The 18,699-nt window shown below is 66.9% G+C and carries 17 protein-coding genes; 8 read left to right on the plus strand and 9 right to left on the minus strand.

What is annotated here, in order from left to right:
• The first annotated feature begins 77 nt into the window (after positions 1-77).
• Positions 78-1,496 carry an ArnT family glycosyltransferase gene (locus SSA01S_RS16435; protein WP_244885699.1) on the plus strand — a complete coding sequence of 473 codons (1,419 nt, stop codon included), beginning with the start codon at positions 78-80 and terminating at the stop codon, positions 1,494-1,496.
• Positions 1,493-2,230: a polysaccharide deacetylase family protein gene (locus SSA01S_RS16440; protein WP_061781243.1), complete on the plus strand. Its 738-nt coding sequence runs from the start codon at positions 1,493-1,495 to the stop codon at positions 2,228-2,230. The genes SSA01S_RS16435 and SSA01S_RS16440 overlap by 4 nt, the downstream gene beginning before the upstream one ends.
• Position 2,231: 1 nt before the next feature.
• Here the strand turns inward: SSA01S_RS16440 and SSA01S_RS16445 are convergent, their stop codons facing one another.
• The 4 genes from SSA01S_RS16445 to SSA01S_RS16460 form a co-directional block, all read right to left on the minus strand.
• Complete coding sequence (locus tag SSA01S_RS16445; protein ID WP_061781244.1) at positions 2,232-2,696, minus strand: hypothetical protein; 465 nt, start codon at positions 2,694-2,696, stop codon at positions 2,232-2,234.
• 68 nt (positions 2,697-2,764) lie between these two features.
• Positions 2,765-3,949 (minus strand): glycosyltransferase, encoded by a 1,185-nt coding sequence (locus SSA01S_RS16450; protein ID WP_061781245.1) that lies wholly within the window; start codon positions 3,947-3,949, stop codon positions 2,765-2,767.
• Positions 3,950-3,959: 10 nt separating this feature from the next.
• Positions 3,960-4,487, minus strand: a complete 528-nt coding sequence (locus SSA01S_RS16455; protein ID WP_061781246.1) for a DUF2141 domain-containing protein — start codon at positions 4,485-4,487, stop codon at positions 3,960-3,962.
• Positions 4,484-5,419, minus strand: a complete 936-nt coding sequence (locus SSA01S_RS16460) for a hypothetical protein (RefSeq protein ID WP_061781247.1) — start codon at positions 5,417-5,419, stop codon at positions 4,484-4,486. Before SSA01S_RS16460 ends, SSA01S_RS16455 begins: the two co-directional genes overlap by 4 nt.
• A 211-nt stretch (positions 5,420-5,630) precedes the next feature.
• On the opposite strand from SSA01S_RS16460, the gene SSA01S_RS16465 reads away from it, so the two are divergent.
• Entirely contained in the window at positions 5,631-6,752 is a 1,122-nt protein-coding gene (locus SSA01S_RS16465) for a glycosyltransferase (RefSeq protein ID WP_061781248.1), read from the plus strand.
• Positions 6,753-6,942: 190 nt separating this feature from the next.
• Here the strand turns inward: SSA01S_RS16465 and SSA01S_RS16470 are convergent, their stop codons facing one another.
• From SSA01S_RS16470 to pyrE, 5 genes are all read right to left on the minus strand, one after another.
• Positions 6,943-8,025: an AI-2E family transporter gene (locus SSA01S_RS16470; protein WP_061781249.1), complete on the minus strand. Its 1,083-nt coding sequence runs from the start codon at positions 8,023-8,025 to the stop codon at positions 6,943-6,945.
• Complete coding sequence (gene lepB / locus SSA01S_RS16475) at positions 8,022-9,014, minus strand: signal peptidase I (RefSeq protein WP_061781250.1); 993 nt, start codon at positions 9,012-9,014, stop codon at positions 8,022-8,024. Before lepB ends, SSA01S_RS16470 begins: the two co-directional genes overlap by 4 nt.
• Positions 9,011-9,421, minus strand: a complete 411-nt coding sequence (gene acpS, locus SSA01S_RS16480; RefSeq protein WP_058734879.1) for a holo-ACP synthase — start codon at positions 9,419-9,421, stop codon at positions 9,011-9,013. The genes lepB and acpS overlap by 4 nt, the downstream gene beginning before the upstream one ends.
• Before the next feature lie 136 nt (positions 9,422-9,557).
• Positions 9,558-10,286, minus strand: coding sequence for a pyridoxine 5'-phosphate synthase (locus tag SSA01S_RS16485; RefSeq protein ID WP_061781251.1), 729 nt, complete (start codon positions 10,284-10,286; stop codon positions 9,558-9,560).
• The gene (gene pyrE / locus SSA01S_RS16490) at positions 10,283-10,867 is read right to left on the minus strand and encodes an orotate phosphoribosyltransferase (RefSeq protein ID WP_061781252.1); all 585 of its coding nucleotides are present in this window, start codon (positions 10,865-10,867) and stop codon (positions 10,283-10,285) included. The genes SSA01S_RS16485 and pyrE overlap by 4 nt, the downstream gene beginning before the upstream one ends.
• A 239-nt stretch (positions 10,868-11,106) precedes the next feature.
• Between pyrE and coxB the strand changes: the two genes are divergently transcribed.
• The 5 genes from coxB to SSA01S_RS16515 all read left to right on the plus strand — a co-directional run bounded on the left by coxB (position 11,107) and on the right by SSA01S_RS16515 (position 18,583).
• Entirely contained in the window at positions 11,107-12,282 is a 1,176-nt protein-coding gene (gene coxB / locus SSA01S_RS16495; protein WP_419836543.1) for a cytochrome c oxidase subunit II, read from the plus strand.
• 3 nt (positions 12,283-12,285) lie between these two features.
• Entirely contained in the window at positions 12,286-13,971 is a 1,686-nt protein-coding gene (gene ctaD, locus SSA01S_RS16500) for a cytochrome c oxidase subunit I (protein WP_061781254.1), read from the plus strand.
• 234 nt (positions 13,972-14,205) lie between these two features.
• Entirely contained in the window at positions 14,206-15,930 is a 1,725-nt protein-coding gene (locus tag SSA01S_RS16505) for a DUF1800 domain-containing protein (RefSeq protein WP_240954481.1), read from the plus strand.
• Positions 15,930-17,318 carry a DUF1501 domain-containing protein gene (locus SSA01S_RS16510; RefSeq protein ID WP_061781256.1) on the plus strand — a complete coding sequence of 463 codons (1,389 nt, stop codon included), beginning with the start codon at positions 15,930-15,932 and terminating at the stop codon, positions 17,316-17,318. The genes SSA01S_RS16505 and SSA01S_RS16510 overlap by 1 nt, the downstream gene beginning before the upstream one ends.
• 200 nt (positions 17,319-17,518) lie before the next feature.
• Positions 17,519-18,583 carry an NAD(P)-dependent alcohol dehydrogenase gene (locus tag SSA01S_RS16515; RefSeq protein ID WP_061781257.1) on the plus strand — a complete coding sequence of 355 codons (1,065 nt, stop codon included), beginning with the start codon at positions 17,519-17,521 and terminating at the stop codon, positions 18,581-18,583.
• The last annotated feature ends 116 nt before the right edge of the window (positions 18,584-18,699 follow it).

Here is an 18,699-nt window from a genome sequence, read left to right on the forward strand (position 1 = left end):
ACGCGCTGCGCGCGCCACCTCCCCTTCCAGGGGAGGAATGTTCTGGACCCTTCCGAATGTCGATCTCGCCAAAGCCTTTGACGAACCATTCTGGCACCCACCGCCTCCTGATCCTGTTCGCCGTCGCGATTCTCGCCCGTGCGCTGACTTTCGGCAACCCGGTGGTGCATGTGGATGAGGAGTTCTACTTCTTCACCGGCCATTCGATGTGGCAGGGCGCATGGCCGTTCGTCGATGTGTGGGATCGCAAGCCGGTCGGGCTGTTCCTGCTCTATGCCATTCCCGCCGCCTTCGGCTTTCCGGCGGGCATTTGGGCCTATCAGGCCATGGCACTCACCAGCGTCGTCGCGACCGGATGGCTGATCGCGCGCATGGCCGAGCGGCTCGGCTGGGGCGCGGGCGCGACGGCGGCGGGGATCGCCTATATCCTGTGGCTGGACCTGCTCGGCGGACAGGGGGGACAGGCGCCGGTCTTCTACAATCTGCTGATGATGGGCGCGGCCTGGGCGATCCTCGAGTCGGACAGGCGGGGCAGGCGCAGCCTGGGCCTTGCGGCGATGGCGCTGGTCGGCCTTGTCCTCCAGATCAAATATTCGGCGGTGTTCGAGGGGATGGTGTTCGGCCTCTGGCTGATGGTTGCCGAATGGCGGCGGAGCCGGTCGGTGGTCGCACTGATCCTCTATGGCGCGGCGCTGGTCACGGCATCGCTGGCCCCGACCGCGCTGGCGGCGGGAGTCTATGCCGCGATCGGGCAGTGGGATGCGTTTCTCTACGCCAATTTCCTGTCGATCTTTCATCGCAACCCCGATCCGATCGGCGAACTGGCGGGCAATCTGGGGCAGATGATCCTGATCCTCTCGCCTATCGTTACGCTGGCGGGGCTAGGACTGAAGCGAGCGGAACGCGATCGCGAGCGGGCCTTCCTGACCGTCTGGCTGGGCGCCGCGATGACCGGCGTGCTCCTGTTCCGGCCGTGGTTCGATCATTATGGCCTGCCGATCCTGCTGCCCGCCTGTACGGCGGCGGCGGCCATGCTGGGGCGAGAGGACTGGCGGCGGCGCCAGACCCCTGCCCTGCTGCTGACCGTGGCGCTGGCAGGGCAGATCGTGCTGCTGTCCTTGCGCCACGAGCGCGGCGACGCGACCGAGTTCGCCGCCCTGTCCCAGGCGGTCGGCAAGGGGCCGGGTTGCCTCTACGTCTATTCGGGCAGCACCATGCTTTATGTCGCGACCCAGCGTTGCACCCTGTCGCGCTGGATTGTCCCTGCGCATCTCAGCCGCGCGCGCGAAGCCGGGGCGACCGGCGTCGACCAGGATAGCGAGACCGCTCGCATTCTCTCGCAACGCCCCGCCGTCGTGGTGATGCGCCCGCCCTATAATGGCGAGCGGCCCGAGGCGCATGCGCGCGTGCTGGCGGCGATGGCGGACGGCTATCGGCTGGCGGCGAAACTGCCGATGGGCAATGAGACGATCAGCGTCTATAAATCCACGCGATGAAACGCCTTCTCGCCTCGATCCATGACGTGTCCCCCCGGTTCGAGGGAGCGGTCGACGCGCTGTATGACCGGCTGTCGGGGCATCTCGGCGGTCCGCGCCTCGCCATGCTGGTCATCCCCGACCATTGGAACAGCGCGCCGATCGCGCCCGGCACCCCATTTGCCACACGCCTGCGCAACTGGGCGGACATGGGGATCGAGATGTTCGTCCATGGCTGGTCGCACAAGGACGATATGGTCCACACCGACCAGAAGACCGCGCTGAAGGCCAAGCACATGACCGCGGGCGAAGGCGAATTCGTCGGCTTGGACCGCGCCGAGGCGCTCCGCCGGATGCAGCGCGGCACCGCGCTGATCGAGGATATCATCGGCCGCCGCGCGACCGGCTTCATCGCCCCCGCCTGGCTCTATTCGGATGAGGCACGTCTGGCCTTGGGCGATGCGGGTTTCGGGCTGGCGGAGGATCATTTCCGCGTCTGGACACCGACCAACGGCAAGATCATCGCACGCGGCCCCGTCGTCACCTGGGCCAGCCGGTCGCGCGGGCGGCAGTTGAGTTCGCTCGCCGCCGCCGCCGTGCTGCGTCACGGCCTGCGCCCGACCCCGGTCGCGCGCGTGGCGGTGCATCCGGGCGACAATGGCGTGCCCGCGCTGCTCGCCAGCATCGACAAGACCTATGCACGGTTGGCGAAGACCCACATGCCATCACGCTACGCGGACCTGCTCGCCGCCTGAATCAGCGTGCCGCCAGCGTGTAGAGGTAGCGATGCCGCGCCTCCGAACCGCGCGGGTAGCTGGCAAGTGTCTTCGCCTCTCCTGCGGTCAGCGTGAACTTGCGATAGCCCTTGCCGGTCAGGCATCGTTCGACATCGCCGACCTGAATCGCCTGTAGCAGTCGCTTTTGCCGATCCGGCTGCATGCGACGCACCGACAGCATCCAGTCATCGCCGCTATCGGCGGGGCTGGGGAAATTCATTAGGCGATCCGCCGTCTCGAACCCTCGGATGAACCGCTTGGCCGGTTCGTCCTGAGAGACGTCACGAAAATAGCCGATCTTCGCGCATTCGACCGAGTCGGCGCGATACTGGTCGAAGGCGATGCCGGGCTTGCCCCAGCTTTCGATCGGGGGACGGTCGGCCGCCTGTGCGACGCCTGAGGACGCCAGCATGATGCCGATCACGACTGCGAAGCCACCACTCATCCACCATCTCCCATGACATTTTTGTCATGATGGCAGACTCGCGAGCAGTGCGAAAGCTCCGTCGCGGCTTAGGCGACGGCCTGCAACGGCTCGCCCTGGTCGAGCAATAGCTGATAGCGCGCGATCAGCGCCTCGGCATGGTCGCGGTCGCTGAACACCTTGCCCGCCGCCACGCGCGCGGCGCTGCGCAGCACACGCTGGTCGCGCGACAGCAGCCGCTCGATCGCCTCGGCGCAGGCCGCGCCGTCGCGCGCGCGGAAGGTCTCGGCGAACAGCGGGCTCGCCACCTCGGCGCACCCGCCATAATCGGGGACGACCAGCGGCAGGCCAGAGGCCAGCGCCTCGGAGGCGACCAGTCCGAATGTCTCGGTCTCGCAGCCATGCACCAGCGCGTCGCAACTCGCCATGATCCGGGCGAGGCGCGGGCGGTCATAGACCGGGCGGAACAGGCGGATATGCGGGCTGCCCGCGATCCGCTTTTCCAGCGTCCGGCTGGCGACGCCGCCGCCGATCAGGATCAGGCCGACCGGCCGGGTCGAGGCCACGCGCTCGACCGCATCGATGACCATCGGCCAGCGCTTTTCAGGGTGATGCCGCCCCAGCCCCAGCAGCAGATGCGCGTCCTCCGGCAGCGCACACTGCGCCAGCAGCGCCGCACGCAACCGCTCGTCGCGATGGTCGGGCGAGAAGAAATGCCGCTCGATGCCCAGCGGAATGCCCTCGTCCACCCGCACGCCGCGCTTGCCCAAGCGCTTGACCAGCGCCGGGCCGTTGGACAGCACCAGGTCGTAATGGTCGAGGAAGCGGTTCATGTAGCGGCTGTACCAGCTGAACCAGTCCTCAACCCGCTCCTGCGCGACCAGGCCGTCGAGCCAGCGGACCGGATAGGTGCCGACATTGTCGTTGTGCATGAAGAAGACCTTCTTCGCGCGCCCCTGCCAGCTGGCGACGAACCAGGCGGGCTTGGCGGGCGAGGAGACCTCCACGATATCGGGGTCCAGCTCGTCGAGCAGGCGACAGACGGGCGCGCCGTCCCAGAACATGCCGTAATTGGTGTCCAGGATCAGGCGCGGCGCCTTGATATAGATGATCTTGCCGCCGCCGGGGCGCTCCTCGACCACGTCTTCGGTGCCGGGGGCCAGCACGATCAGCTCATGCCCCATCTCGGCCAGAATCGACATCTTGCGGTCGATATAGGTCCGCACGCCCCCGCCCGTGGGGGAGTAGAACTCGTTGACGTCGACGATGCGCATCGCCCGTTCCTTACTCTACCGGGCCGAAGCCGCCCAGCCCCCGCAGATATTGGGCCCGGATCGTCGTCGTCGCCACGCCGTTGGGCACGTCGATCAGCGCGGAGGCGAGCGGCGGCTTGCGGCGGCCGAGCTTCGTATTGGCCGGGAAGCCCGCGCCGTCGCTCCAGAAGTTGAACTTGTTCTTGCCGTCGCGGTCATGGGTGAAGAGCAGCGCATAGCGGCCGGGATGCGGCACGCGGATGCACATCTCGACCCGCGCACCGCTGGCCGGGGTCGGCACCTGGACGCGGCGGAAGGTCTTGCCCGCGCGGACCAGCACGCCATCGTCCTGGAGGAAATCCTCCTCGTTCGCCGGATAGAGTTCCAGCTTGAGGTTGCCCTTGCGGTCCTTGAGCCCTTCGATCCGCGCCAGGATCGCCGGTCCACCGCCACCCGCACAGGCGGCTGCGTCGCTGCCCAGGATCTGCGCGCCCGCCGCCTGTGGCATCGCCGCTAACGCGATCACCGCCACCGCCATCATCTTCATCACGCGAATCATGCGCGTACCTTCCGAACCAATGCCGTCACGCCGAACCCGGCGATCAACACGACATGGACCAGCAGGGTCAGCGCCGCGGTGAACGCGATGAGTTCGCTCAGTTCCTGATCCTGCCCGATCAACAGGATCGCGAAATTGGCGAAAAGAAGGTCCTTGTTGGGCACCAGCGGCAGACGCGAGACGAGCAACCGCGCCGCCGACAGGAACAACCACATGCCCAGCGACACGCTCGGCATCCCGTAATGCCAGGCGAGCGCCACGAGCAGGGAGTTGGCGATCAGGCGGACGCAATGGACCATGAAGATCCACCACAGCGTCTTGCGGTCGAGCGAGAAGACCCTCCGCGAGAAGATCAGGAAGGGCAGCGAGGTCGCCATGACGATCGCGATCGATCCCCAGACGAGGTGCAGCTGCTCCGGCGTCAGCAGTTCACGCCCGACCGGCAGGGCCAGGCCGATCATCAGCAGGGTGATGGCATTGCCCGCGATGGCGGACAGAATGCCGACATCCTTCACCGCGCCGAAGGGTGCCGCGACCATCTTCGCGTTGGCGCGGGCCCAGGCGTAGAAATAGGCCTCGCCCGAATAGCTGAACGCCACTTCGTTCGCGATCCGCTTGCGGATCAGCGCGGCCATGCCGCTGAACGGAATGCCCCACAAACGGCGAAAGATGATGTAGTCGCCGATCGGCAGCGCCATGTAGAGGCCGAAAAAGACAACATAGAAGAGCGGATTGGTCGGCACCGAATGGCTGAGCCCGACCAGGCCGCGCCCGAGCAGTTCGTGCCCCAGCCCGACGACCATGGCGAGCGTCAGCACGCCGCCGATAATGGCGGGCCAGCGGCTCTTGACCGTCTTCAACGGCTCCAGCGCGGCCATGTCACGGGCCACCGGACCGCCGGACCCGGCGGGCAGGACCTGTTGCGGGGTCATGGGATCATCTCGTTCATTCTGCACGTTAGGGAGATTCCTCGGCGGCGTACGCCGGTGGCGCCCGCTAACCTCAACACTGCTTTCTCGCACCTGAATAAGAATTCATCCTCTGTCGTGCGATTGTGTCCACCTTAGGGCTGAAACTGACATAATTGCGCGACAAGCGGCGATTAGCGCTTCGGGCATATCCCCTGTGAGCCTTTCGGAGCCCATGCCCGCCGATCACATCCTGACCTATGCCCTGGCGATGCGTGGCGGCGTGGAAGCGGCGCTGGGGCGGATGCTGCCGGGCTGGCTCGACCGGGGGCGGCGGGTCACGCTGATCCTGGGGGATGAGGATGGCCAGTTCCAGGACGCCGTGCCGCGCGGGGTCGAGACGGTGGTGCTGGGCCATCAGCGCTATGGCCGGCTGTGCACCGTCCTGCCCGGCCTGGTCGATCGGGTGCGGCCCGACATCGTGTTCTGCCCGGGCAATCATTATACCGCCATGGCCGCCTGGATGCGGGCTCGCCTGGGCGGGGCTTGTCCGCCGATCGTCGCCAAAATGTCCAACGCGGTCCAGCGCGGCGACCAGGCGGCGCTGATCGCCTGGGGCCAGCGGCAATGGCTGGCCGGGCATCGCCATTTCCTCGACGCGCTGGTCGCGATGACCCCGGCCACCGCGCGCGAGGCGGGGAGTGCCACCGGCCTGTCGGTCGCGGTCATCCCCAACCCGCCGACCGTGTTGCCCGGCACGCCCGTGCCCCGGCCGGTGTCGGCCGACCGCCGCATCCTGGGCGTCGGGCGACTGGAGCCGCAGAAGCGCTGGGACCGGTTGATCACCGCGATGACTCATCTGCCCGAGGATGTCGGCCTGACCATATTGGGCGAGGGCAGCCTGCGCCCCGCCCTGACCGCGCAGATCGAAATCCTCGGCCTGTCGCACCGCGTCTCGCTGCCCGGGCATAGCGCCAACGCCCCCGCCGCCATGGCCGCCGCGCCGGTGGTGGCGCTGTCGTCGGACTATGAGGGCGTGCCGGGCGTGCTGCGCGAGGCGCTGGCGGTCGGCACGCCGGTCGTCACCACCGATTCGAGCCCGGCGGTGCATGAGATCGTATCCGACCCCTCGCTGGGCAGCATCGTGCCGCGCGAGGATGTGCGGGCGCTGGCGGCGGCGCTGAACCATTGGCTGGCTCCGGTCACGGCCCGCCCCGATCCCGTGCCGCAGCCGGGACAGGACTCGCCCGAGCGCTATCTGGCACTGTTCGATTCGATCGTTGCCGCACGGAACCGCCGGGCGTTGGGCGCGACGGGCGGCGAGACGGGGCCGCTGGAACCCGCACTGATCGGGTAGAGCGACCGGGGCTCACCAGGCCGATAGACAATCATCCTACTCCTCCCCTGCAAGGGGAGGTGGCAGGCCGAAGGCCTGACGGAGGGGTGTCCCGTTGGAAGAGGCTGGTCAACGATCGCCACCGGTGACACCCCTCCACCATCCTACGGATGGTTCCCCTCCCCTTGCAGGGGAGGAATGATGATCGGTCTTAGATATCGGCCTCGGCGCGGCCCGTGCCCTTGTCCTGTTCCGCCTCGCGCTCCGACCGGCGCTGTAGCGCGGTTTTCGCCATCGCGGTCATCGGGTCGGCCAGCGCCAGGCCCAATATGCCAAACAGCGCGCTCGCCATGATCTGGGTCGACAGGGTCAGCGCGGGCGGCAGGTCGACGGTGCGCTTGGCGACCATCGGCACCACGACATACCCGTCGAAGGTCTGCACGATCAGATAGGTGCCGACCGCCCAGAAGCCCGCATCCTGCCCCGCCGAAAAGCCCACCGCGATCATCAGTGTGCCGGTGACGATCGCCCCGATATTGGGAATGAAGGCCAGGATGCCTGCGATGATGCCCAGCAGCAGCGCCATCGGCACGCCGCCGATCATCAGCGCGATGCCGGTCAGCACCCCCTCCACCGCCATGCCCAGCAGACGCCCGGCGAGCAGGCGGCGCAGCGTGAACATGACGCGGCCTTGCGTGATCGCGAATTCGGCGCGCGCGGCACGTGGCACAAACCATTGCAACCCGCGCGCATAGCCTTCGGGGTCCATCGCCAGGAACAGGCCGATGATCAGGATCATGAACATCGTCGTGACCGCGCCCACGGCGGTGCCGACCCACGAGGTCAGCTTGCCGATCGATCCCACCGACTGCTTCAACAGGCCGTTGATGTCCGACGTACCGGGCATCAGCCCCTGCGACGACAGCCAGCCGGTGACCTTGCCCGCCTGCGTCTCCAGCGTGGAACGAAGCTCGGTCACCTGCTGCGTCATCTCGACGCCGGTCAGGTAGAAGGTGCCGAGCAGGAACGCCGTCACCGCCAGCACGACGATCAGCAGCCGCCAGCCCCGCCCGATCGGCAACACCCGGCCGAGCAGCCGGACGCCACCGTCGAGCAGGGTGGCAAAGACCAGCCCGGCGAAGATCACCAGCAGCGGCTGCACCAGCAGCACCGCCACCGCCATGGCCGCGATCAGCCCCAGCCAGATCGCCGCGCGTGTCAGCTCCCGCCGGACAAAGCCTTCCCGGAACTCGATCGGCGCCGGGCGGTCGGTCAGCGGGACCGGATCGCTCATTGCGCGGCGCCGTGGCCGGTCTTGACCGTGGTCGGATGCAGCGACAGACCCGCTCGGCCCGACCGCAGCGACGTCCACCAGGTTACCGGGTTGAGCGTCGTATCGCCGTCCAGGCTGAAGGTCACGAACTCGGCACGACCGCCGATATTCTCATAGGGCACCGGTCCACCCAGCCCCAGCTCGGCCAGCGAGAAGCGGCTGTCGGCCGAACGGTCGCGATTGTCGCCCATCAGGAAGACGTGATCGGCCGGGATGGTGATCGCCGGATAATTGTCGCCCGGGCTCCAGCCCATTTCGACCGTGTCGTAACGGCGGCCGTTCGGCAGCGTCTCGGTCACGATCGGCAGGTGGCAGACCCACTGGCCGTTCGCCGTGCGGACGCGCGCCTGATCGCCATAATCGGTGCACGGGCTGTTCGTATCGATGGGGATGTCGATGTAATGGAGCGGCCCGCGCTGCACCGGCTTGCCGTTCAGGATCACCGTGCCGTCGCGCACCGCCAGCGTATCGCCGGGCAGGCCGATCACCCGTTTGATATAGTCGTTATGCGTGCCCGGCGGGGTCACGATCACGACATCGCCGCGTGTCGGCAGCGACCCGAACAACCGGCCATGGATGAAGGGCAGCTGATAGCTCCAGCTGTCCTCATGCTGGCGCAGCACCAACGACTTGAAGATCGCTACCGGGTTGGGAATGGTCGGCGAGACATAAGACCAGCCATAGGCGAATTTCGACACCACCAGCCGGTCGCCGACGCGCAAGCCCGGCAGCATCGATTCGGACGGGATGTAGAAAGGCTTGGCGATGAAGCTGTGGAAGCCCAGCACGATCAGGAGCAGCCAGAACAGCCCCTTGATCTCGGACCACCAATCGGTGCCCTTCTTCTTGGCCGCTGGCGTCGGGGGCGGCGGCGCGGCGTTGACCGGCTGATCGCTCCCCGGTTGAGCGGGGGCCGAGCCCTGGTTCGTGTCCAACACCGCGTCCTTCATGCGGAAACTTCCGGTCGTGCCTCGATCACGACAAAGGCCTGGGCCCAGGGGTGATCGTCGGTCATGGTCAAGTGAATATGCGCGACGTGGCCCGCCGGGGTCATCGCGTCAAGCCGTTCGCGCGCGCCACCCGTCAAAGACAGCGTGGGCGCACCGCCGGGAAGGTTCACGACTCCGATGTCGCGCATGAACACGCCCTGCGCAAAACCGGTGCCGACCGCCTTGGAAAAGGCCTCCTTGGCGGCGAAGCGCTTGGCGTAGGTCCCCGCGCGGGTGAAGGGGCGTTTGGCGGCCTTGGCCTGCTCGATGTCGGTGAAACAGCGCGCCTCGAAACGGCCGCCATGCCGATCCAGCGCGGCCTGGATGCGCTCGATGTTGCAGAGGTCGGAGCCGAGACCGATGATCACACTCTTTCCTCCCCTTGCAGGGGAGGTGTCAGTCCGCAGGACTGACGGAGGGGTGTCACGGCCAGCGGGGACACCCCTCCACCACGGCTTCGCCGTGGTCCCCCTCCCCTTGCAGGGGAGGAATAGGCGAAGCCTCTCAACGCGCAATATCCATCGCGGCGCGCATCTTGCGCACGACCTCGGGCAGGCCGACGAACACCGCACCCGCGATCAGGAAATGCCCGATGTTCAATTCCCGCACCTGCGGGATCGCGGCGATGGGCGCGACATTGTCATAGGTCAGGCCGTGTCCGGCATGAACCTCGATCCCGTTCTTGGCCGCCAGCGCCGCCGCGTCCGACAGGCGGCGCAGCTCTTGCGCGCGCGCCTCGCCGTCCAGCTCGGCATAACGGCCGGTGTGCAGTTCGACCACCGGCACGCCCAGATGCAGCGCCGCCTCGATCTGGCGGGGATCGGGTTCGATGAACAGCGAGACGCGAATACCCGCCTCGCCCAGCTTCACGACCATCGGCGCCAGCCACCCCCGCTGCCCGGCGGCATCGAGACCGCCCTCAGTCGTGCGCTCCTCACGCTTTTCGGGGACGATGCAGGCGGCGTGCGGGCGATGCTTCAGCGCGATGGCCAGCATTTCCTCGGTCGCCGCCATTTCCAGGTTCAGCGGCACGGTCAGTTCCGCCGACAGCCGGGCGATATCGGCATCGGTGATGTGCCGCCGATCCTCACGCAGATGCGCGGTGATGCCGTCCGCCCCCGCCTCTGCCGCGACCAGCGCCGCCTGGACCGGATCGGGATAGCCCGCGCCGCGCGCGTTCCGCACGGTCGCGACATGATCGATATTGACGCCCAGGCGTAGGTGCTCGGTCATGCCGCCGCCCGGCTCCCCGGCTTGATCGCAGGGATCGCCGCCAGTTCGGGGGGAAGTGCGTCGGGGCTGTAGCTCGGCACGTCGAGGCGGATCAGCGGGAAGAAGGGCACGCCCAGATCGGCCGCCCCGTTCGAGCGGTCGACCAGCGAAGCGGCGGCGATCGTCTCGCCCCCTTCACGCGCGATGGCGGCGATCGCCTCGCGGCTCGACAGGCCGGTCGTGACCACGTCTTCCATCATCAGCACCTTCTGCCCCGGCTCCAGGCGGAAGCCGCGGCGCAGGTGGAAGGTTCCCTCGGGCCGTTCCAGGAACATGCCCGGCACGCCCAGCGCACGCGCCATTTCGTGGCCGACGATCACGCCGCCCATGGCCGGGGCGACGACGGCGCTGACCTGCGCACGGATGTCGGCCGGGATCTTAGCGGCGACCGCCTCGCACAGCCGGGCGGCGCGGGCCGGGTCCATCAGGACGCGCGCGCATTGCAGGTAACGCGGGCTGCGCAGGCCCGACGAGAGGATGAAATGCCCTTCGAGCAACGCCTCGGCAGCGCGGAACTCGGCGAGGACGTCTTCATCGGTCATGGGGCAACTCCGGCATCGATCAGATGACCCGGCCTCATAGGATCGCCCTCGCGCCCGTGCAATCTGGCATGTGACACTATGGGTTGAGGGGGCGCGGTCCCGTGCTATAGTCGACCTAACAAAAACGACAGGATGCCCCGCCCAAAGACCGTCGGACGACCGGCGGACCGGTGAGGGAGATGGGAGACGAAAGCGGGATGAGCGAGGTCAAGCGCATGTCCGGACCCCGGAGGATGAGGATGCCGTCACGGATGAAGGCGCTGGCGATCGCCGCCGGGCTGGGCTGTGCCGCACTGTCGGGGGCCGCATTCGCGAAACCCGCCGCCGCCCCGGCCGGGGCCGCCCCGCAAGCTGCCGCTGCTCCCGCGGGGGCCGCGAACACCGCGCCGACCACTGCCGCTGCTCCCACCACCGCCGCACCGACCAGCCCGCTGCTGGCGCAGGACGGTGCGCCCGCCATCGCCATCGATCCGAAGGTCGGCCTGCCGATCGACGGCCGGATCGGGCTTCAGCCGCAGGTGACGAAGAACGGCGAATTCGCGCACTGGATGCACAACGACGTCCTGCTGCCGGTCATCACCGCGATCTGCGTCCTCGTCCTGCTGCTCCTTGCCTGGGTCGTCTTCCGCTTCCGCCGCGCCGCCAATCCGGTGCCGTCGAAGACCAGCCACAACACCTTCATCGAGGTGTTGTGGACACTGGGTCCGGTCGTGGTCCTCGTCCTGATCGCCATCCCCTCGATCGGGCTGCTCCAGGCGCAGTTCAAGCCCGCGCCCGCCGGGGCTGTCACGCTGAAGGCGATCGGCAACCAATGGTATTGGACCTATCAATACCCCGACCATGGCGGGATCGAGATCACCGCCAACATGCTGAAGGAAAAGGATCAGGTGTCGCCCGGTGAGCGCGCGCGCACCGATGTCGACGGTCCGCGCCTGCTGGCGGTGGACAATCGCATCGTCCTGCCCGTCGGCGTGCCGATCCGCCTGATCACCACCTCGAACGACGTCATCCATAGCTGGGCGATCCCGGCCTTCTGGATGAAGCTGGACGCGGTGCCCGGCCGGTTGAACGAGACGAGCTTCACCATCGAGAAGCCGGGCCTGTATTTCGGTCAGTGCTCCGAACTGTGCGGCGCGCGCCACGGCTTCATGCCGATCGCGGTGCAGGCGGTCAGCCCGGCCCAGTTCGCCGCCTGGATCGCGGCCAAGGGCGGCAAGATGCCCGGCGCGGCCACGCCGTCCGCCGCCGTCATCCCGCAGCCCGGTGCCGAGGGTTCGGCCGCCGAAGCCACCCAGGCGAATGCGGCCGAGGCGGTGACCGGTCCGGCGGACAATGCCGCGACGCCTGCCCAGTCCTCCACCTCCGCACAGGGCGCCACCGGCAATCCGGCCGGCCCCGGCAACGCTGGACAATAAGCCATGACCGACACCGCACTTCACCCCGGATCGGCTTTCGTCGGTCATGACGATCACCACCACGCGCACCACAGCGACGACCATGGGGCCGATCACAAGCCCGGCTTCTTCGCGCGCTGGTTCCTGTCGACCAACCACAAGGATATCGGCACCCTCTATCTGATCTTCGCGATCGTTGCAGGCATCATCGGCGGCGGCATCTCCGGCCTGATGCGCGCCGAGCTGCGCGAGCCGGGTATCCAGTATCTGGGTATCTGGGCAGGAATGCTGCACGGCGGGGCGCAGAGCCTCGACCAGTCGCTGCACCTGTGGAACGTGCTCATCACCGCGCACGGCCTGATCATGGTGTTCTTCATGGTCATGCCCGCCATGATCGGCGGGTTCGGCAACTGGTTCGTGCCGATCATGATCGGCGCGCCCGACATGGCGTTCCCGCGCATGAACAACGTGTCCTTCTGGCTGCTGATCCCAGCCTTCACGCTGCTGCTGGCCTCGCCCTTCTTCGGGTCGGGCGCGGGCGTGGGCTGGACGGCGTACGCGCCGCTATCGACCTTCGGCGAGCCCGGACCATCGGTGGACATGGCGATCCTGGCGCTCCACCTGGCGGGTGCCTCGTCGATCCTGGGCGCGATCAACTTCATCACCACCATCTTCAACATGCGCGCGCCGGGCATGACGCTGCACAAGATGCCGCTGTTCGTCTGGTCGGTGCTGGTCACCGCCTTCCTGCTGCTGCTGTCGCTGCCGGTGCTGGCCGCCGCGATCACCATGTTGCTGACCGATCGCAACTTCGGCACGACCTTCTTCGACCCCGCCGGGGGCGGCGACCCGATCCTGTACCAGCATCTGTTCTGGTTCTTCGGCCATCCCGAAGTGTATATCATGATCCTGCCGGGCTTCGGCATCGTCAGCCAGATCATCGCGACCTTCAGCCGCAAGCCCGTCTTCGGCTATCTGGGCATGGCCTATGCCATGGTCGCGATCGGCGTGGTCGGCTTCGTCGTGTGGGCGCACCACATGTTCGCCACCGGCCTCTCGGTGAACACCAAGATGTATTTCACCGCGGCGACGATGATCATCGCGGTGCCCACCGGCATCAAGATCTTCTCCTGGATCGCGACCATGTGGGGGGGCTCGCTGACCTTCAAGACGCCGATGGTCTGGGCGATCGGCTTCATCTTCATGTTCACGGTCGGCGGCGTGACCGGCGTCGTGCTCGCGAACGGCGGCATCGACGATTACATGCACGACACCTATTATGTCGTGGCGCACTTCCACTATGTCCTGTCGCTGGGCGCGGTGTTCGCGCTGTTCGCGGGTTTCTATTACTGGTTCCCCAAAATGTCGGGGAAGATGTATAGCGAGCTGCTCGGCCAGCTGCATTTCTGGGTGTTCTTCGTGGGCGTGAACCTGTTGTTCTTCCCGATGCACTTCCTGGGCCTGCAGGGCATGCCGCGCCGCTACCCGGATTACCCGGACGCCTTCGAGATGTGGAACCGCGTCGCGACCCATGGTTACGAGATCATGGCGGTCGGCATGGGCTTCTTCTTCATCAACCTGGTCTGGTCGCTGATCGCGGGCAAGCCCGCCGGGGACAATCCCTGGGGCGAGGGCGCGACGACGCTCGAATGGACGCTGTCCAGCCCGCCGCCCTATCACCAGTTCGAGACGCTGCCGCGCATCGACTGATCGACCTCAAACACCTGAGAACGGGCCTCGAAACAGCGGTTTCGGGGCCCTTTTCGTTACGCTTTTGTAATGACCGAAAACTTTCCGTCGGATCGCCGCTCCTCTGCGACGAACCGTAGAGGTTCTTCATATTTCGTTAGCCACACAGGCCGCATCCTGAGCCCCGGCCGCCGAGTAGGCGGCAGTAGCGGGTATGAATCCATGATGGGGCGGGAATTTCCGGCGGAGCCAGTGATGGCGACCACCGAAGAGGCTACGTTTGCGCTGGTCACCGACAAGCAGTCCGACGCGAGAGAATCGGCTCACCGGCTGCTGACGGTCGGCGGGTCGGTCCTGCCGCTGGTGGCGCTGGCCGCCTGTGGCGATGGCGGCTCGGGCGGGACCGCGAGCGCCGGTGGCGGCACCGCGAGCACGGCGGGCTCCTCCACGCCGGTCGTCGTCGTCACCCCGCCGCCCACCGCCACCGAAGCGAGCCGCTTCCTGGCCCAGGCGACCATGGGCGCGACCCGCAGCACGATGGATGCGGTCGTCTCGCGCGGTTATGACGGATGGCTGACCGACCAGTTCGCGCTGCCGCGCGCCACCAGCCATTGGGACTGGCTGGTCGCCAATGGCTATGACGCCGCCGCCAATCGCAACATCGTGGCGGGGCTAGACCCCACGCTCTGGCGGCAGATGATCGTCGAGCCCGACCAGTTGCGCCAGCGGGTCGGCATGGCGTTGCTCGACATCCTGGTCGTCGGCATCGACGGTATCGGCGATGCGTGGCGCGCGTTCAGCATCGCGGCCTATGTCGACACCCTGCTCGACAATGCGTTCGGCAATTACCGCGATATCCTGGGCGCGATCACGACCAGCTTCGCCATGGGCTCCTATCTGACCTTCCTCAACAACCGGAAGGCCAATGCGACCACCGGTGCCCAGCCCGACGAGAATTACGCGCGCGAGCTGATGCAGCTGTTCACGCTGGGCCTCTATCAGCTCAACATGGACGGCTCGCCCAAGATGAATGGCAGCCAGCCGATCGAAACCTATGGCCAGGCCGATGTGTCGGGGCTGGCGCGCGTGTTCACCGGCCTGTCCCCCGCGACGTCGGACAGCTCCACACCCGCCCGCTATCGCATGCCGCTGGTGATGAATGCCGGGATCAACGAAACCGGCGCGTCGAGCTTTCTGGGCACCACGGTCAGCGGTGGTGGCATGGCCGCGGTCAAGACCGCGCTGGACACGATCTTCGCCCATCCCAACGTGCCGCCCTTCATATCGAAGCAGCTAATCCAGCGGCTGGTGACCAGCAACCCGTCGCCCGCCTATGTCACCCGCGTCGCGACCAAGTTCGCCGACAATGGCCAGGGCGTACGCGGCGACATGAAAGCGGTGATCCGCGCCATCCTTCTCGACAGCGAGGCGCGCAGCGTGCCGACCACCGCCACGGCGGGCAAGCTGCGCGAGCCGGTGCTCCGGCTGACCGGCTGGGCGCGCGCCTTTGCCGCCAGCTCGCCCTCGAACGCCTGGGCGATCGGCGACACCTCCAACGCCGCGACCCGGCTGGGCCAGGCCAAGGGGCACAGTCCCTCGGTCTTCAACTTCTACCGCCCCGGCTACACCCCGCCCGGCACCACCCTGGCGAGCAGCGGCCTGGTCGCGCCCGAGTTCCAGATCGCCAACGAACAGAGCGTCGTCGGCTATGTGAACTTCATGTACGGCGTGATCGCGAACGGCATCGGCGACGTGAAGGCCGATTACAGCGCGATCCTGACCAAGGCCGCCGACACGCAAGGACTGGTCGACGAGGTCAATCTGGTGCTCGCCGCCGGGCAATTGTCGACTACGACCCTGGCCGCGATCCGCGATGCCGTCGACAGCGTGTCGGCCACCGCGACCAATGGCCCCGTCAACCGGGTCGGCATCGCGATTCTGCTGACCATGGCCTCCCCCGACTATCTGACCCTGCGGTGATGAGCATGACCCAAGACCAGTCCCGCCGCGCTTTCCTCAAGCGCAGCGCGCTGCTCGGCCTGGCCGGCACCGCGACCCCGTTCGTCACCAGCCTGGCCGCGATCGGCGAGGCGGCCGCCGCCACCGCCTCGGATTACAAGGCGCTGGTCTGCGTGTTCCTCTATGGCGGCAACGACTATGCCAACACGCTCGTCCCCTATGACGAGAGCAGCTTCGCCGCCTATACCGCCGCGCGCGCCAATATCGGGTATCAGCGGTCGGCACTGGCGGGGTCGGTCCTGAACCCGGCGGTCGCGCTGCCGGGGGGCCGTGTCTACGCGCTGTCGCCCTCCATGCCCGAGATGAACCAGCTGTTCGCGGCGGGCAAGATGGCGGTCGCGCTGAACGTCGGCACGCTGGTCGAGCCGACGACCAAGACGCAGTTCACCCGCAACACTGTCAAGCTGCCGCCCAAGCTGTTCAGCCACAACGACCAGCAAAGCTTCTTCCAGGCGTCCAACCCCGAAGGTGCGACGAGCGGCTGGGGCGGGCGGATCGGCGACGTGTTCCAGAGCGGCAACGGGGCCGCCGCGCTGACCTGCATCAACACCAGCGGCAATGCCGTCTATCTGACCGGGCGGAGCGCAATCCAATATGCGGTCGGCACCGGCGGGCCGGTCGCGTTGCTCAATAACAGCCGGACGCTCTATGGCTCGTCGGGGGCGCTCGACACGCTGCGCCGCCTGATGACCACCGAAGGCGGTTCGGAGATGGGCAGCGAATATGCCCGCATCTCCAAGCGCGCGCTCGACGTCCAGGCCCAGCTCAGCAGCGCGCTGGCCGGGGCACCCGCCGCCAATTTCCCGCTCTTCCCCACGGGCAATTCGCTGGCCGACCAGTTGAAGATGGTCGCGCGCATGATCTCGGTGAGCCAGACGCTGGGGCTGAAGCGCCAGGTGTTCTTCGTGTCGATGGGCGGGTTCGACCTGCACGACAATCTGGTCGCCCAGCATCCCGGCCTGCTCGCCAAGGTGTCGTCGGCGCTGAAGGCCTTCTACGATACCACCGCCGCGATGGGCGTCGCCAATCAGGTGACCAGCTTCACCGCCTCCGACTTCGGCCGGACGCTGCAGTCGAACGACGACGGCTCGGACCATGGCTGGGGCGGCATGCACTTCGTCGTCGGCGGCGCGGTGCGGGGCCAGCGTTTCTATGGCAAGGCGCCGACGGTCGGCAACGGCACCAACGACGATGTCGGCCAAGGTCGCCTGCTGCCCACCATGGCGGTCGACCAATATGCCGCGACGCTGGCGAGCTGGTTCGGCATCGACTCGAGTGGCCTGCGCACCGTGCTGCCCAATATCGGCAATTATGACGCCTCGACCTGGAATCAGGGCTTTCTGGGATAGGTCGGACAGGATGGCTCCGGGAACGGGCCATTCTCGGCCTCGGCAGTGCGTTACAATATAACATATTGATTTCCGGCAATTTGCCGATCAGCGCCAATCGGAAAAACTAGCCGGGGGAAAGCTCTGGCGCACGACTCCATGGGACCCATATGAACGCCGCGATCGTTCGGTCGCGTCCCAGATTTCCCAAAGGAGCTTCCATGCCCACTCCCGCCAAGGGTTATGCCGCCCAGTCGGCCGAGACCCCGCTCGCGCCCTTCTCGTTCGAGCGTCGCGATCCGAAGGGCGACGATGTCGCCATCGACATCCTCTATTGCGGCGTCTGCCACTCCGACCTGCACACCGCACGCGGCGAGTGGGCCGGCACCCAATATCCATGCGTGCCGGGACATGAGATCGTCGGCCGCGTGACCGCGGTCGGTGGCGACGTCACCAAGTATCAGGTCGGCGATCTGGTCGGCGTCGGCTGCATGGTCGACAGCTGCGGCCATTGCCCGTCCTGCCATGACGGCGAAGAGCAATATTGCGAGACGACCGGTTTCGTCGGCACCTATAATGGCCCCGATCCCGTGCTGGGCGGCCACACCTTCGGCGGCTATTCCGACCATATCGTGGTCAAGGAAGGCTTCGTCCTGAAGATCAACCATGACGCCGCCGATCTCGCCGCCGTCGCGCCGCTGCTGTGCGCGGGCATCACCACCTATTCGCCGCTGCGCCATTGGAAGGTCGGGCCGGGCCAGAAGGTCGGCATCGTCGGTCTCGGCGGCCTGGGTCATATGGGTGTGAAGATCGCCGCCGCGATGGGTGCCGAGGTCTATGTCTTCTCGACCTCGCCGAACAAGGCCGAGGATGCCAAGCGACTGGGTGCCAAGGACCTGATCGTGTCGAAGGACGAGGCGCAGATGGCGGAACATGCCAACAGCTTCGACTTCATCCTGAACACCGTCGCGGCGCCGCACAACCTCGACGCGTTCCTGATGCTGCTGAAGCGCGATGGGACGATGACGCTGGTCGGCGTGCCGGATTCGCCGCACCCCTCGCCCTCGGTCGGCAATTTGGTTTTCCGCCGCCGCTCGCTGGCCGGTTCGCTGATCGGCGGCATCGCCGAGACGCAGGAGATGCTCGACTTCTGTCACCAGCATGGCCTGACCGCCGATATCGAGATGATCGCGATGGACGAGGTGAACACCGCCTATGACCGGATGCAGAAGAGCGATGTGAAGTATCGCTTCGTCATCGACATGGCGACGTTGAAGCAGGACTGACGCGAGAAGGACCGGGTCTGGTTGAGGCCCTTCCCTCGAAGCTTGGCACGCCCCTCCCGCAGGCGGGAGGGGATGGGGGAGGGCCAGCCACGGGTGATGGTCTCGGTGAGACTCCC

Origin of the sequence: Sphingomonas sanguinis NBRC 13937, from assembly GCF_001591005.1 — a bacterium.
Lineage (GTDB): Bacteria > Pseudomonadota > Alphaproteobacteria > Sphingomonadales > Sphingomonadaceae > Sphingomonas > Sphingomonas sanguinis.